The sequence below is a fragment of the Pseudoxanthomonas sp. genome (assembly GCF_036845285.1).
Classification (GTDB): domain Bacteria; phylum Pseudomonadota; class Gammaproteobacteria; order Xanthomonadales; family Xanthomonadaceae; genus Pseudoxanthomonas_A.
In genome coordinates, this window is the sequence record NZ_DAIUEE010000023.1 from 1 (window position 1) to 15,029 (window position 15,029).

At 61.9% G+C, this 15,029-nt stretch carries 12 protein-coding genes and 1 tRNA gene; 11 read left to right on the forward strand and 2 right to left on the reverse strand.

Annotated features, from left to right (window positions below; all coding sequences use genetic code 11):
* Positions 1-406: 406 nt before the first annotated feature.
* From V7060_RS17975 to radA, 6 genes are all read left to right on the forward strand, one after another.
* Positions 407-2,086 (forward strand): hypothetical protein, encoded by a 1,680-nt coding sequence (locus tag V7060_RS17975; RefSeq protein ID WP_334180582.1) that lies wholly within the window; start codon positions 407-409, stop codon positions 2,084-2,086.
* A gap of 136 nt (positions 2,087-2,222) precedes the next feature.
* Positions 2,223-4,010, forward strand: a complete 1,788-nt coding sequence (locus tag V7060_RS17980; protein WP_334180583.1) for an RHS repeat domain-containing protein — start codon at positions 2,223-2,225, stop codon at positions 4,008-4,010.
* 63 nt (positions 4,011-4,073) lie between these two features.
* The gene (locus V7060_RS17985; RefSeq protein WP_334180584.1) at positions 4,074-7,220 is read left to right on the forward strand and encodes an RHS repeat-associated core domain-containing protein; all 3,147 of its coding nucleotides are present in this window, start codon (positions 4,074-4,076) and stop codon (positions 7,218-7,220) included.
* 9 nt (positions 7,221-7,229) lie between these two features.
* On the forward strand, positions 7,230-7,652 hold the full coding sequence (locus V7060_RS17990; protein ID WP_334180585.1) for a hypothetical protein: 423 nt from the start codon (positions 7,230-7,232) through the stop codon (positions 7,650-7,652).
* A 167-nt stretch (positions 7,653-7,819) separates the two neighbouring features.
* A tRNA-Thr gene (locus V7060_RS17995) sits at positions 7,820-7,895 on the forward strand.
* 103 nt (positions 7,896-7,998) lie between these two features.
* Positions 7,999-9,387: a DNA repair protein RadA gene (gene radA / locus V7060_RS18000; RefSeq protein ID WP_334180586.1), complete on the forward strand. Its 1,389-nt coding sequence runs from the start codon at positions 7,999-8,001 to the stop codon at positions 9,385-9,387.
* Positions 9,388-9,519: 132 nt separating this feature from the next.
* Here the strand turns inward: radA and V7060_RS18005 are convergent, their stop codons facing one another.
* Together V7060_RS18005 and ccsA are read right to left on the reverse strand one after the other, a co-directional pair.
* A complete protein-coding gene (locus V7060_RS18005) occupies positions 9,520-10,038 on the reverse strand; it encodes a demethoxyubiquinone hydroxylase family protein (RefSeq protein WP_334180587.1) in 519 nt (172 codons plus the stop codon).
* Positions 10,035-10,826 carry a cytochrome c biogenesis protein CcsA gene (gene ccsA, locus V7060_RS18010; RefSeq protein WP_334180588.1) on the reverse strand — a complete coding sequence of 264 codons (792 nt, stop codon included), beginning with the start codon at positions 10,824-10,826 and terminating at the stop codon, positions 10,035-10,037. The genes V7060_RS18005 and ccsA overlap by 4 nt, the downstream gene beginning before the upstream one ends.
* Positions 10,827-10,941: 115 nt before the next feature.
* Between ccsA and ffh the strand changes: the two genes are divergently transcribed.
* The 5 genes from ffh to trmD all read left to right on the forward strand — a co-directional run bounded on the left by ffh (position 10,942) and on the right by trmD (position 15,014).
* Entirely contained in the window at positions 10,942-12,312 is a 1,371-nt protein-coding gene (ffh, locus tag V7060_RS18015) for a signal recognition particle protein (protein WP_334180589.1), read from the forward strand.
* A gap of 154 nt (positions 12,313-12,466) precedes the next feature.
* Complete coding sequence (locus V7060_RS18020) at positions 12,467-13,267, forward strand: aminotransferase class IV family protein (RefSeq protein WP_334180590.1); 801 nt, start codon at positions 12,467-12,469, stop codon at positions 13,265-13,267.
* 104 nt (positions 13,268-13,371) lie between these two features.
* Complete coding sequence (gene rpsP / locus V7060_RS18025; protein ID WP_055935613.1) at positions 13,372-13,626, forward strand: 30S ribosomal protein S16; 255 nt, start codon at positions 13,372-13,374, stop codon at positions 13,624-13,626.
* Positions 13,627-13,664: 38 nt separating this feature from the next.
* Positions 13,665-14,192, forward strand: coding sequence for a ribosome maturation factor RimM (rimM, locus tag V7060_RS18030; protein WP_334180591.1), 528 nt, complete (start codon positions 13,665-13,667; stop codon positions 14,190-14,192).
* A gap of 63 nt (positions 14,193-14,255) precedes the next feature.
* Complete coding sequence (gene trmD, locus V7060_RS18035; protein ID WP_334180592.1) at positions 14,256-15,014, forward strand: tRNA (guanosine(37)-N1)-methyltransferase TrmD; 759 nt, start codon at positions 14,256-14,258, stop codon at positions 15,012-15,014.
* Positions 15,015-15,029: the final 15 nt, after the last annotated feature.

The window sequence follows — 15,029 nt, forward strand, 5'->3', positions numbered from 1 at the left end:
CGAAGCGGCACATCGGCCTCGTCGCTCAGGTGTCCACTAAATCCTGGTAACTCCAGAACGGTGCTCGGAACGCTGCCCCTGACGAGCCGAACTGGAGGATGGGCTGGATGCACTCCATGCAGGGGCATCGCTGGACGACGCAATCGGCTAACTACATACGCTTACGTGCTGCCCCGACTTCCCAAGGGTGATCCACCCGATGTAGTTTCGCCGACATGGGGTGTCCCACCGGGGTGGTGGACGCAAGGACTTTGGCCTGCAATGGGCTGGAATGGAGCGAGCGGTGGCGAATTGGATGGATCCTGGTTCCTCGCAAACGGCGATCAGAAGATTTCTTGGAAGGTCCACTGGTTGGTCAACCGGCGCAGGCATCCTGAGCGCCTTGCTTCTGTCGACCACAGGTGCCGTGAGTGCACAGACCATGGACTTGCGTTACGAGAACACGGTCCAAGCAGCGCAGGTCATCAAGGCGTTGTCTGGGGAGATCTTCGGCGAAATCGTCAATGACTACAGCGGGGCCACTTCATTCACGCATATCGACGTAAGTGTGCCGGGTAACGATGGCTTGCCCGTCCGTTTGGGGCGGTCGTTCGCTGTAGAGGACAAATATGGTTTGAACAGCCTTGGTGGCTTCGGCGACTGGGATGTGGATGTCCCCTACATAACAGGCACCTTCAGCTCCTTGGCTGGCTGGACGGTGGACACAGGCTCCTCGCCCAATCGCTATAAACGCTGCTCACTGCCTCGGGTGCCTCATATCTCGAACGCCAACTTCACCGTTGACGAAATTTGGAGCGGCTATCAGCTCAACATTCCCGGAGGCGATAACGGTCAGTTGATAGCCGCCAGCTACTCTGACGCTTATCCCGAGCCGACGGACGGTCTCACCTACCCCTGGATCACCAAAGGCCAGAGTCGCCTGCGCTGCTTAGCACAAACCAAAAATGGTTACACGGGAGAGGCGTTTGCGCTCATCACCTCCTCTGGCTTGACCTACTACTTTGATTGGGGTGTGGAAGTTGCTATTCGGGGAATAGGAAAAGATTCCTCGCGGACTATCGCGCGCAAACGAGTCTATCTGCTGGCAAGTCGCATTGAAGATCGATTTGGTAGCTGGGTCAATTACGCCTACTCTGGTTCGAAGCTGACATCCATCAGCAGTAGTGACGGCAGGCAGATCAGTCTCACGTACTCGGGAAACAACGTCGCCACTGTTTCGTCGTCTGCAGGCGTATGGACGTATCAGTACGATGGCGGAGCGAACCTCATCAAAGTCACGCAGCCCGATGCCTCCAGCTGGTCGTTCGGCTATACAGGTTCGCTGAAACTTGGCCCGCCCCCCACTGTGCCGCCCATAGACACCTGGGGGCCACCTACGTGCGACGAGCAGTTCCCGGCTGAAAGGGCCTATGAGTACCGGGTTACCCATCCAAGCGGCGCGATGGGTACGTTCAAGTTCGAGAATCGAAGGTTCTATAGGGCTCACGTGCGTTGGATGTGTAACAGCACTCCGCCGCCAGAGAAGTACGAATGGCTTGTCGTGCCCAATTACTTCGATTCGTACGCCATCATGTCAAAGACAATCACTGGGCCTGGCATTGCGGCTCAGGTTTACAGCTACGACTATGGCGTCGCCTATGAGTCACTGGGGTTCTGCGCCTCTTCTCCCTACTCGGAGACGAACTGCGTCTTCTACTGTCCGCCCTCAACGATTGGTTGGTGTTCATCTGTGGATGGGCGTTGGGTAACCATTTCGAGACCGGACGGCAGCAAGATCAGACGCTTTTTGGGTGTGCGCTACGGGGTGGACGAAGGACGTCTTATCGAGGAGCAGATACTTGATGCAGGTGGAGCGATTCTGAGCCGCACCACCCACGAGTATGTGAAGGACGAAGACGTCGCGACGATGCCGTTTGGCGCGGTTATCGGGTCAAGACTGACGCCCGATCCCGCCGCATCGAAGATGAGACCTCAGAAGTCGAGAGTCATCATTCAGGACGGTACCGCGTTCAGGTGGGTCGTCGACGAGTTTGATGCCATGGCTCGGCCAGTTCGAATCACCAAGAGCAGCGGAGTTGCGCCGTGAACAATAGCGGAGGCGGGGCATGTCTGGCTCGCTTTCGTAAAGCGGTCAACGTGGCGGCATTTATCTTTATCTCTTGCGCCAACTTTTCCTCGCTGAGGAATCTGGTCTGCAATGGGCTGGAATGGAGCGAAGTCGCGTGATCAAGAGTTCGATCTTCTCGTCATCCAATGCATTCATCCGGAATGCGCGGTGCTTTCGATCATTGGCAGGGTTGATCATGTGCGCTGTCACAGGACTCGCCGTGGCGCAAACCCCAAAGTACGGCGTGCATGAAAAGGCAATCGAGCGTGTTAGTGAGGCGCGGGATGTGGCGCCGCTTAAGGTCGATGGGCTGTTTGGCGACGGCTTGAGCATGTACAACGGAAGCGTTGACGTTGCAGTTGCCGATGTTTCCGTGCCAGGAAACTCGGGTCTCCCCGTCGAATTGCGCCGGCGCTTCAATGTGGTCGATCGCCGCGAGACTGCTGCGATCTCCTGGTTCGACCACTTCGGTGGCTTTGCCGAATGGGATCTGGATGTTCCCCATCTGTCCGGGACCTTCGCGGCATCAACGGGATGGCAGGTGAGTGGCTCGTCTCCCAATCAGAGATGCAGCACGACCAGTACGCCACCCGCTCAGACCTACTTTCCTGCCTATCACTACTGGAACGGCTATCGGTTGAATACCCCTGGACAGGGCGAGCGTCCCCTGCTGGCAAGAATGGCGGGTTCGGCAATCCCTACGCCGAGCGACGGAGATGCTTATCCCTGGATAACCAAGGATTTCTGGACCATAAAGTGCAAGCCATCCACCAAGAATGGCTACGCCGGCGAAGCATTCATTGCGGTTTCCCCGAACGGAACCCGCTACCACCTGGACCATGTCATCACGAGGTCGACCAGTTCATCCAAGAACTATGCGGGCAACTCCGAGGTCAGCATCGCTCGTGTGTCGGTGTACTTCGTGGCTACCAGGATAGAGGACCGCTTCGGCAACTGGGTCGACTACGCGTGGTCCGGAGGCAAGTTGCAGAGCATCACCGCAAACGACGGGCGCCAGATCACGGTGTCCTATGACACCTCAGGCAGGATTGTGTCGGCCGTCGCGCCCTCGGGCACTTGGAATTACGGTTATCTCAATGGACGGCTGAGGACCGTGACTCGGCCGGATGCCAGTCAATGGACTTATCAGGCAGAGGGGAAACTGAACCTCGCTGGCGCCGATCCGCTCCCGTCGGATGACCCGATCAACAACTGTCCCGAGAATTTCGACGGTGTGGCCGGCGCATTCATCTACACGATCACGCATCCGTCGGGGGCGTCCGCTCGGTTCGAGTTTCAGGGCGTGCGTCATCATCGTAGCAACACGCCGAAATACTGCGTAAAGCCGAACAACCAGTATGAGTATCTTCAGATTCCCAACTACTCGGACAATTTCACGCTGACAAAGAAAACCATCAGTGGCCCTGGCCTGGCGCCGATGGTGTGGAAATACACGTACGGTTTGGGGGCGGCAGACAGTTACATGACTGACTGCTCCTTGGGCATCGACGAGCTTTGCCCGCCGACCAAACAACAGACTGTTACGGGCCCCGATGGCGTCTGGGAGCGTTATGAGTACGGCATCATGTACGGCCTCAATGAAGGCCAACTCCTTAAAAAGGAAACCGGCACCGGGCCAAGCGACATCCTTCAGACGGAAACGTACAGCTACATTCCGGAGTCGGCGTCGTCATCGCAGAACTTTCCCAATGCGGTCGGTACGGATCCCAGGTCTTTCTCGGACACTTTATCCAGCTCCAAGCTACGCCCGCTGATTACCAAGACGATTCAGCTGCAGGGGATTGGCTTCAACTGGCAAGTGGATCTGTGCGGGACGACCCTCTGCTTCGATGCCTTTGCGCGGCCTGTGCGCATAGTCAGAGGCAGCGCACCCTCTCCATGACGTGTTGCACATTGCAGATCTCTGTACTGGCATGAAATGGTCTCAAATGGATAGGAGCTATATATGAAGCAGCGGACGAGTGCGAAAGTGATGCGGATGACGGGAGTGTTTCTGATGCTGCCATTGGTAGCATTAGCACAGAGCTACACACGAACCGAGACCATCCAGTACCACGATAATACGACGTCATGGGTTTTGGGTCAGACAGCCAAGGTCACTTGCGTGGCACCAGCCGAGTGCACGCCGGCATCTGCCGCGGCAGGCATCGTCATGTCCGAGACGACCTACGACACGTTGGCCCTTCCGACGATCAGCAGATCGTATGGGCGAGTAGTGCAGACTCTGACCTACAACGCCGATGGCACGGTTGCCACGGTCAAGGATGGCAACAACAACACCATCACGCTGTCCAACTGGTATCGGGGCATTCCCCGGTCGATCGCCTATCCGGACACCACCACACAGTCGGCCACGGTCAGTGGAGCGGGCTGGGTCACATCCGTCACGGACCAGAATGGCTATGTGACCGGTTATGGCTATGACACGATGGGACGATTGGCGAGTGTGGTCTATCCTACCGGCGACACGACGGCATGGAACACGACCACGCAGGTGTTCCAACAGATTGCAGCAGCCGAGTACGGCATTCCGGCCGGTCATTGGAGGCAGACGGTTACGACGGGCAATGCCGTCAAGATCAACTACTACGACGGGCTGTGGCGCCCATTAGTCACGCGTGAGTACGATGCAGCCAACGAAACGGCGACCAAGCGCTTTCAGCGGTTCACCTACGACCACGCAGGCCGGACGACCTTTGCGTCTTATCCCGGCATCACCGATGCGCTTACGACGGGCACTTGGACGGCTTACGACTCGCTGGGGCGTCCCACGTCTACCAGCCAAGACAGCGAGTTGTCTCCAAGCCTGCTGACGACCACGATCCAGTATTTGACGGGCTTCCAGCAGCAGGTGACCAACCCCCGTGGCTTCTCGACATTGACGGAGTACCAGGCATTCGATACGCCCTCGACTGACAGTCCCAATGAAATCACTCAATTGGCTGGTGCCGATACATCGGTGACCGAGATACATCGAGATATCTTCGGCAAGCCGCAGCGAATTCGTAAGCGCAACGCCAGCGGAAGTCTCTTCATAGACCGTAATTACGTCTATCACGCCAATCAGCTGCTGTGTAAGGTCGTGGAGCCTGAAACGGGCGCCACGGTCATGGGATACGACGGTGCGGGGAACTTGACGCACAGTGCGACTGGTTTGACCGGTTATGGCGATCTCAATTATTGCAATCAGGCGGAAGCGTGGGCGAGCGGACGTGCTGTCGTCAGGACCTACAACAGTATGAGCCGGCTCACGTCGCTGACTTTCCCAGATGGTCGGGGAAACCAGGCGTGGACGTACGAGCTTGATGGTTTGCCGAAAACGATCACCACCAACAACGTGAGTGGTAGCGATCAGGTGATAAACCGCTATTTCTACAACAAACGAAGGCTGATGCGAGTTGAACAGAGCGAGCAGCCCGGCTGGTACAACTGGCAGCTCGAGACCGTTTTCGACGGTAACGCCAGTGTCGCTCAGCAGCGCTATCCGACCGGCTTGGAGATCAGCTTCGCCCCAAATGCCTTGGGTCAGGCCACCGAGGCTCGTGACCAGTCCACCTATGCCTATGCATCAGGGGCGAGCTATTACCCGAATGGTGCACTGAAGCAGTTCACCTACGGAAACAGCATCGTACATTCGATGTCGCAGAACGCCCGGCAGCTTCCGGCACGCGTGACCGATAGCTCCAGTGTGCTCGATTACGACTATGGATATGACGCCAACGGCAATATCGGTCATATCTATGACTACATCCCTGATCTGACCCCGGGTGCTACGCCCAAGCATCGATGGATGTACTACGACGGACTCGACCGGCTCACCTCGACGGGCTCGGCGATGTTCGGTGGCGATCATTGGCATCGCTTCACTTACGACGCGCTCGACAACATGAAGTCGTGGAAACTGGCTGGCGTCAAGGACTATGCAGAGTATGTCTATGATCCGCAGAACCGCCTGGGAAACATCAAGAACAGTGGTGGAGCCACGGTCGTGGGCTTGGGCTACGACGCCCAGGGCAATCTGCAGAACAAGAACGGGCAGATGTACTCCTTTGATTTCGGTAACCGTCTGCGTGAAGTGACGGGTAAGGAGTATTTCCGCTATGACGGGCAAGGACGTCGCGTCCTGGCATGGAGCCCGACGACAGGCAGCGTGCTGTCCCAATACAGTCTGGCGGGGCAGGTGCTGTATCAGCAGGATGATCGACGGGCTATCGCCAGCGAGAATATCTACTTTGCTGGCAGCCTCATTGCGCTGCGTGAGCGTGCCTACTCGGGTTCGACCTACAACGTGAAGTACCAGCATACGGACGCACTCGGAAGCCCTGTTGCAGTGACCAATGCGGCTGGTGCGGTCATCGAGCGGAACGACTACGAGCCTTACGGCACCATCATCGGAAAGCCCAATTACCAGGGCTTTGGCTTTACGGGGCATTTGCAGGACAGCGAGACTGGCCTGACCTACATGCAGCAGCGGTACTACGATCCGACAGTGGGGCGGTTCCTGTCGGTGGATCCGGTAACGGCGTATAGCAATCCGGTGGGGATGTTCAATCGGTATCGGTACGCGAACAACAACCCTTACAAGTTCACTGATCCTGATGGGAGGTTTCCAACCTGTGATCAAAGTGCGTGTTACGTAGATTGCTCTAGCACGCTTACTTGCGTGGCGAGCTACCTATATGTTGGGTCCGTAGCGATCGGTCGCTTGGCTGAGAATGCCGTTCTGAGTGTTTTGCCGATAGCACAGCAGTCTGAGTCGAAGGAACCTGTGCCTGAAAACGGAGGCAATGAACCTAATTTCACGGACAGTGAAGGAAATAAACCTTCGTTCACGGGTGAGCCTGGATCAACAGTGAGGGGCGGCACAGGTAGCCGTACTTATGGTGAGGATGGGTATCCGAAAACTGACCGTGACACACCTCACCCGGATGAGAAAGGAACAGGCAGTAGAGATCATGTACACGATTGGGGGCGGCCTGCAGGTGGTGGCGCTCCGACATCTGAAGATCGTGGGCCGTCACGTGACCCGAAGCCCGGTGATCCGCCCGAACCACGAGGTCCTAACATTCCTCCTCCCGAAAAGACTCGATGAGATGATCCTATGACAGGTAACAGTGACCTCCATGCGGACGACATAGGCCAAGTGGTTGGCGTCAGTCACCATGACGGAAGTATCGAAGGTATAAATTTTGGAAAAGACTCCGTTGATATAAATATTTCCAGTAGCTATGGGGAGAAAAATACTGTTTGTCTTGTTGGAGTTCGCTACTTCATTGCAAACGGGCTTAGGGAGGGGAACGTCGTTGATAGGATGTATTTATGGGATGCGGAGAAAGCGCCGGATTCAATCATGAAGAGGGTGATGCAAGCGCTATCCATTGATTTGCCAAATGTAATGCAGGAGCGTGCTAGTAAGAATTCGAAAATATTTCTTATGGAATGCTCATATGGTGCGGAAATATTTTCTGTTCTGCATCATGGCATTCAACTAAAAGGACCGGGTTCAGTTAGCGATGAACCATGAAGCACAAGGCTCGCATTGCGGGCCCTGTCGTTTCTGAAGTTCATAGTCCGGCTTGAGCCGCAAACCCCGCCCCCCCCCACACCCCGGCTTCCCAACGGCTTACCACCCCATCCCCAACACCCCCGCATTGACCCCGGCCCACCCCAGCCCCTAAAATTCGCGGCTCCGCCGGAATAGCTCAGTTGGTAGAGCGGCGCATTCGTAATGCGTAGGTCGTAGGTTCGATTCCTATTTCCGGCACCAGTCGTGACAAAGCCCCGCTTCGGCGGGGCTTTGTTTTTCCGGGTCTCGCCCGCGGAGACGGCGGGCCGATACAGTAGCCGCTCGCCTTCACGACAGGTTCCCCGTGGCCAAGACCTCCGCCAAGTCCCGCACCGCCTATGTCTGCACCGAATGCGGGGCGGACCACAGCAAATGGCAGGGGCAGTGCGCCGACTGCGGGGCGTGGAATTCGCTCAGCGAGATCGTCCTGGAAACCGCTGCCGGCGCGCCCGCCGCCGCCCGCCGCTCCGGCTGGGCCGGCAAGGCCGAGGCGCCGAAGATCACTGCGTTGAAGGACGTGCGCCACAGCGAAGAGGCGCGCGTGACCACCGGTATCGGCGAGTTCGATCGCGTGCTGGGCGGTGGCCTGGTGGAAGGCGCCGTGGTGCTGGTGGGTGGCGACCCCGGCATCGGCAAGTCCACCCTGCTGCTGCAGGCCCTGGCCCGCATGTCGGCCAGCCTGCCGGCCCTGTACGTCACCGGCGAAGAGTCGCTGGCCCAGGTCGCCGGCCGCGCCGTGCGCCTGGACCTACCGCTGGACAATCTGCAGGCGCTGGCCGAGACCGGCATCGAAAGCATCCTGCAGCACGCCTCGGTGGCGCGGCCAAAGCTGATCGTCGCCGACTCCGTGCAGACGCTGTGGACCGAATCGCTGACCGCCGCGCCCGGCTCGGTCAGCCAGGTGCGCGAGAGCGCCGCGCGGCTGGTGCGCTACGCCAAGGAAACCGGCACCGCGGTGTTCCTGGTCGGCCACGTCACCAAGGAAGGCGGCATCGCCGGCCCGCGCGTGCTGGAGCACATGGTCGATGCCGTGCTGTATTTCGAGGGCGAGAGTGGCAGCCGCTTCCGCGTGCTGCGCGCCTTCAAGAACCGCTTCGGCGCGGTGAACGAACTGGGCGTGTTCGCCATGGGCGAGAAGGGCCTGAAGGAAGTGCCGAATCCCTCGGCGATCTTCCTGTCCGGCAGCGCCCAGCAGCCCGGCAGCTGCGTGATGGTCACCCGCGAAGGCACGCGCCCGCTGCTGGTGGAAGTGCAGGCGCTGGTCGACAGTTCGCCGTTATCCAACCCGCGCCGCGTGGCGGTAGGGCTGGAACAGAACCGCCTGGCCATGCTGCTGGCCGTGTTGCACCGGCACGGCGGCGTGGTGGTAGGCGACCAGGACGTGTTCGTCAATGTCGTGGGCGGCATCCGCGTGCAAGAGACTGCGGCCGACCTGCCGGTGCTGCTGGCGGTGCTGTCCTCGCTGCGCGACCGCTCGCTGGCCGAGAAGACGATCGCTTTCGGCGAAGTCGGCCTGTCGGGCGAGATCCGCCCCGTGCCGAACGGCGAGGAACGCCTGCGCGAAGCCGCCACGCACGGCTTCAAGCGCGCCATCGTCCCCAAGGGCAATGCGCCGAAGTCGGGCACGTTCAAGGGCCTGGAGGTGGTGGCGGTGGAACGGTTGTCGCAGGCGCTTGAAGCGGCGGCGGAGTAGGGCGCACGCGGCTGTTGTAGGAGCGACGTAAGTCGCGACCGTGAAAATGAATCGCTGCGGAGGGTCTGTATAAGCGCCAGCCGTGCGGTCGCGACTTACGTCGCTCCTACAAGAAGCGCGTCGCTAGAAGCCTCAGAGACGCATCCCCAGCCAGATCACGGCTTCGGTCGACGCTCGCACGACCGGGGTCAGGACCGGCGGCCAGAAGGCGCCGGCCTCCATCGCATCACGCCCGTGATCGTGGTGCTCCTGTTCTTCCTCGACGATGCGCGACACGGCGTCGAAAGCATCCGGATCGGTGATTTCAAGCTGCCGTCGTTGTTCTATAAGGTGCTGCAGTACCACGCTTTCGACGGCGTAGGTGGTGGCCGCGATGGCGGACGGCCCCAACAGGCCGGTCAGCAGCCCCAGCGTCCAGCCGCCGACGCCGCACAACGCGTAGCTGTGACAGCGACGGATACCGCGTGCCTTGAGGCGGTCATGAAACAAGGCGCGATGACCGAGTTCGTGTGCAAGGAAATGCCGGAGCAGCGGCACCAGCTTCGGCGCCGTCCAGCGTGCGACCAGGATCTGTGCGCGATAGATGTTGACCGCGCCGTGTTCGCCCGCGTGGTCGACCTTCAGGATCCGGTCCCCCAGATGCGACCTCAACCGCGCCTCAACACCATCTCGTAGACGAACTTGCTGCCGAAGAACGCCAGCAGCAGCAGCACCATCGCCGCCAGCGTCCAGTGCACGGCCTTGGCGCCGCGCCAGCCGTAGCGCCAGCGGCCGACGAGCAAGGCGCCGAACGCGAGCCACGACATCACGCTCAGTACGGTCTTGTGGCTGAGCTTCTGGACCAGGAAGTTCTCGACGAACAGCACGCCGGTGAGCAGCGTGGCGGTCAGCAGGATGAAGCCGACCGTGATGGTGCGGAACAGCAGGTCTTCCAGTTCGGTCAGCGGCGGCAGCGCACGCAGCCAGAGGTGGAATTCGCGCCGGCGCAGGGCGCGTTCCTGCGCCCACAGCATCACCGCCAGCAACGCGGCGATCGCCAGCGCGGCATAGGCGAGCAGCGCCAGCCAGGCGTGCAGTTGCAGGCGCCAGTCCAGTCCGCTCGCGGCCTGGTGGCCGTAGACGTGGTAGATCGCCAGCAGCGCGGCGGCCAGCGGGAAGGCGACCACGCCGAGGGCGGCCATGCGGCCCTGGATCGCGACCAGCAGCGTCATCACCGCCATGCCCAGCGAGACCAGCGACAGCGCGGCGAAGAAGTGCATGTCCGGCCCGCCGGGCGTACGCCAGGCCACCAGCAGGTGGTAGGTGCCGTGCAGGATCACCGCCCCGAGCGCCGGCCAGACCCACGGACGCGGGGCATCGCCGGTGTCGCGAGCCACGGAACGGACCAGCAGGCCAGCGGCCAGCAGGTAGAGCGCGACGGCGATGAGAATCAGTGTCATCGGAGAAGTGTCGCACAGTGTCCGCGCGCGGCGCAGTGTCCGGGCGACGCGGGACGGGCATGGCGGGCGGGACCGCTATAATCGCCGTCCGTTTTCCCTGGTCCTGCCTGCCCTCATGTTCGAATCCCTGACCCAGCGACTCTCCGGCACCATCGAGCGCCTGCGCGGCCGCGGCCGCCTGAGCGAGGAGAACATCCGCGAGGCCACCCGCGAAGTCCGCATCGCCCTGCTGGAGGCCGACGTGGCCCTGCCGGTGGTGCAGGCGCTGATCGAACGCATCAAGGTGCGCGCCGTCGGCCAGGAAGTGCTGAAGTCGCTGACCCCCGGCCAGGCCCTGATCAAGGTGGTCCGCGACGAGCTGACCGCGGTGATGGGCTCGCAGGCCAGCGACCTGAACCTCAACGTGCCCGCACCCGCCGTCATCCTGATGGCCGGCCTGCAGGGCGCCGGCAAGACCACCACCGTCGGCAAGCTGGCCAAGCACCTGCGCGAGAAGCGCAAGAAGAAGGTCATGGTGGTCAGCGCCGACGTCTACCGTCCGGCCGCCATCGAGCAGCTGAAGACGCTGGCCCAGCAGGTGGACGTGCTGTTCTTCCCGTCCGATGCCGGACAGAAGCCGGAAGCCATCGTGCGCGCCGCCATCGACGATGCGAAGAAGTCCTTCGTCGACGTGCTGCTGGTCGACACCGCCGGCCGCCTGGCGATCGACGAGGCCATGATGGCCGAGATCAAGGCGCTGCACGCCGCGGTCAAGCCGGTGGAGACGCTGTTCGTCGTCGACGCGATGACCGGCCAGGACGCGGCCAACACCGCCAAGGCCTTCAGCGAAGCACTGCCGTTGACCGGCGTGGTGCTCACCAAGACCGACGGCGATGCGCGCGGCGGCGCGGCGCTGTCAGTGCGCTATATCACCGGCAAGCCGATCAAGTTCATCGGCGTGGGCGAGAAGCCCGATGGTCTGGACGTGTTCCACCCCGAGCGCGTGGCCAACCGCATCCTCGACATGGGCGACGTGCTGTCGCTGGTCGAGCAGGTCGAACAGAACGTCGACCGCGAGAAGGCCGAGAAGCTCGCCGCCAAGGTCATCAAGGGCAAGAAGTTCGACCTCAACGACATGCGCGACCAGCTGGAGCAGATGCAGAACATGGGCGGCATCAGCGGCCTGATGGACAAGCTGCCCGGCATGGGCCAGATCCCCGAGCATGTGAAGCAGCAGGTGCAGCAGGGCAAGGAAGTGCCGCGCATGATCGCCATCATCAATTCGATGACCAAGAAGGAGCGCCGCAACCCGGCGCTGCTCAACGGCTCGCGTCGTTCCCGCATCGCCAAGGGTGCGGGCCTGACCCCGGCCGACGTCAACAAGCTGATGAAGCAGTACCAGCAGATGGAAAAGATGATGGGCAAGCTGGCCGGCGGCGGCATGAAGGGCATGATGCGCAACATGAAGAGCATGATGGGTGGCCGCGGCGGCATGCCGTTCCGTTGAGGTTTCGCGCTGTTGCTGTTGTAGGAGCGACGTGAGTCGCGATCGCGCACCAACCGTCGTCAGTTCAGCGTCGCCCCGTCAACGCTTTCACGGCGATTTTGTTCTCCCGGTCGCGACTCACGTCGCTCCTACAGTGGCATCAGGAGTCGCCCGCATGTTCCCTGCCTTCCTCAACGGCAAACCCGCCAGCGCCGACGACCTGCGCGCCCTCGCGCTGGCCAACTACGGTCACTTCACCTCGATGCAGGTGCGCGATGGCGCCGTGCAGGGCCGTGCGCTGCACCGGCAGCGGCTGGAGGAAGCGACGCTCGCGTTGTTCGGCACCGCGCTGGACGGCGACGATGCGCTGAAACAGGCATGGCAGGCGATGGGGCGGGCCGGCCTGCAAGATGCATCGGTTCGCATCACCGTGTTTTCCACGCACTTCGATTACCGCGATCCTGCGCGCGCAGTTGCGCCCGACGTGCTGGTGACGCTGTCGCCGCCGGCGCCCGCAGACAGGCCCGCGTTGCGGGTGAAGTCGTATCCGTTCGTGCGCCCGCTGCCGCAGATCAAGCACGTGGGTACGTTTCCCTTGTTCCATTACCGCCGGCAGGCACTGGCGGACGGCTACGACGATGCGCTGTTCGTCGATCCGGCTGGCCGGGTGGTCGAGGGTTCGATATGGAACCTGGGCGTGTGGGACGGGGACACCGTGACCTGGCCGGAGGGGCCGGCCCTGCGCGGGACGGCCGAACGCCTGTTGCAGGCGGCCCTGGATCAGGCCGGCATTCCGCAGCGGCAGGCCCCGGTGATGCTGGGCGAACTGGGGCGCTACCGGGCGGGCTTCGCCTGCAATGCCGGCGGCCTGCAGGCAGTCGTGGCGGTCGACGCCGTCGCATGGGGCACTGATACCGCCCTGATGGCGCGTCTGGCGGCAGCCCTGGATACCCAGCCCTGGGCGCCACTGGCGTGACCCGCCGGGTCGCCGGCTGGGCGGGGTTTTCCTGACCGATTCAATGGCTTAGAATAGCCGGCTTACCTCGCCATTCTGGCGACTGGGCAGCACTGGAAAACACCATGGTCAAGATCCGTCTCACCCGCGGCGGCGCGAAGAAGCGCCCCTTCTACCACATCATCGTCACCGACTCGCGCAGCGCGCGTGACGGCCGCAACATCGAGCGCGTGGGTTTCTACAACCCGGTCGCTGCCGGCGCAGAGAAGCGTGTCGAACTCGACATCGCCCGCGTCGACCACTGGGTCGGCAACGGCGCGCAGCTGACCGAGAAGGTCCGCAACCTGTACAAGGAAGTCAAGACCGCTCCGGCGGCCTGATGGCTCCGGCCGCGCGTACTGCGCGGCCTACCGTACGCATGAACACCGAGCGCCCACCGACCCCGCAGAAAATGATTCTGCTGGGAAGGCTTCTGGGCGCTTTTGGTGTGCGCGGCCAGATCAAGATCGAATCCTGGACCGAGCCGCGCGACGCGATTTTCCGCTATCAACCGTGGACGCTGCGCGATGCGACCGGCGCCGAGCGCGCACTGAGCGGCGCGCGTGGCAAGGCCTCCGGCAAGCATCTGGTGGCGACGCTGCCAGGCGTGGAGGACCGCGACCAGGTGGAGGCGTTGCATGGGCAGGAGATCTTCGTCCCGCGCTCCGCATTGCCGCCGCCGAGTGCCGGCGAGTTCTACTGGGTCGATCTGGAAGGGCTGCGCGTGGTCAATGCCGACGGCACCGACTTCGGTACCGTCTCGCACCTGTTCTCCACCGGCGCCAACGACGTGCTGGTCGCGCGTGGCGATCGTGAGCGCCTGATTCCCTTCGTCGAACCCGATTACGTGCGCTCGGTGGATTTCGAGGCCGGCATGGTCACCGTGGACTGGGATCCCGAGTTCTAGCCGCCTCGCAGGCGTCCGCTGCGGCGGTTACCCTGCGTCCCTACCGAGTTGCAGCCGATCGCCATGCGCATCGACGTCATGACCCTGTTCCCCGACTTCATCGCCCAGGCTGCGGCCGTGGGCGTGGTGGGGCGTGCCCAGGAGCGGGGGTTGCTGTCGCTGCACGGCTGGAACCCGCGCGACTACGCCAGCGGCGGCTACCGCCGCGTGGACGACCGCCCGTTTGGTGGTGGCCCGGGCATGGTGATGATGATCGAACCGCTGCAGGCCTGCCTGTCGGCGGTTCGAGCCGCGGACGTCGCGCCGGCGCCCCTGATCTACCTGAGTCCGCAGGGCGCGCCGCTGACACAGAAGAAGGCGCGTGAACTGGCTGCGCTGCCGCGCATGATCCTGCTGTGCGGCCGCTACGAGGGGGTGGACGAGCGCTTCATCGACGCCCAAGTGGACGAGGAGATTTCCATCGGCGATTACGTGCTGTCCGGCGGCGAACTGGCCGCGGCGGTGCTCATCGATGCGGTGGGCCGGCTGCAGGACGGCGCGTTGAACGATGCCGATTCGGCCGTGCAGGACAGCTTCGAAGGCGATGGCCTGCTGGATTGTCCGCATTTCACCCATCCGTCCAGCCATCCGCTGGGCGAGGTGCCTGCGGTGCTGCGTTCGGGCGACCATGCTGCCATCGCCCGCTGGCGGCGCCAGCAGGCGCTGGGCCGGACCTGGCTGCGCCGGCCGGATCTGCTGGACGAAGCCGGCCTGTCCAAGGCTGACAAGGCCCTGCTGGCAGCCTTCCGGGCCGATCTCGCCGACGGGGAAGGGGCGGGCTAGCCAGCCCCGTCGGGA

Bases quoted from the DNA above. Each gene is read 5' to 3' on its own strand.
- V7060_RS17985 (WP_334180584.1), top strand. From the start codon at position 4,074: ATGAAGCAGCGGACGAGTGCGAAAGTGATGCGGATGACGGGAGTGTTT.
- V7060_RS17990 (WP_334180585.1), top strand. From the start codon at position 7,230: ATGACAGGTAACAGTGACCTCCATGCGGACGACATAGGCCAAGTGGTT.
- ccsA (WP_334180588.1), bottom strand. From the start codon at position 10,826: ATGACACTGATTCTCATCGCCGTCGCGCTCTACCTGCTGGCCGCTGGC.
- ffh (WP_334180589.1), top strand. From the start codon at position 10,942: ATGTTCGAATCCCTGACCCAGCGACTCTCCGGCACCATCGAGCGCCTG.
- V7060_RS18020 (WP_334180590.1), top strand. From the start codon at position 12,467: ATGTTCCCTGCCTTCCTCAACGGCAAACCCGCCAGCGCCGACGACCTG.
- rpsP (WP_055935613.1), top strand. From the start codon at position 13,372: ATGGTCAAGATCCGTCTCACCCGCGGCGGCGCGAAGAAGCGCCCCTTC.
- rimM (WP_334180591.1), top strand. From the start codon at position 13,665: ATGAACACCGAGCGCCCACCGACCCCGCAGAAAATGATTCTGCTGGGA.
- trmD (WP_334180592.1), top strand. From the start codon at position 14,256: ATGCGCATCGACGTCATGACCCTGTTCCCCGACTTCATCGCCCAGGCT.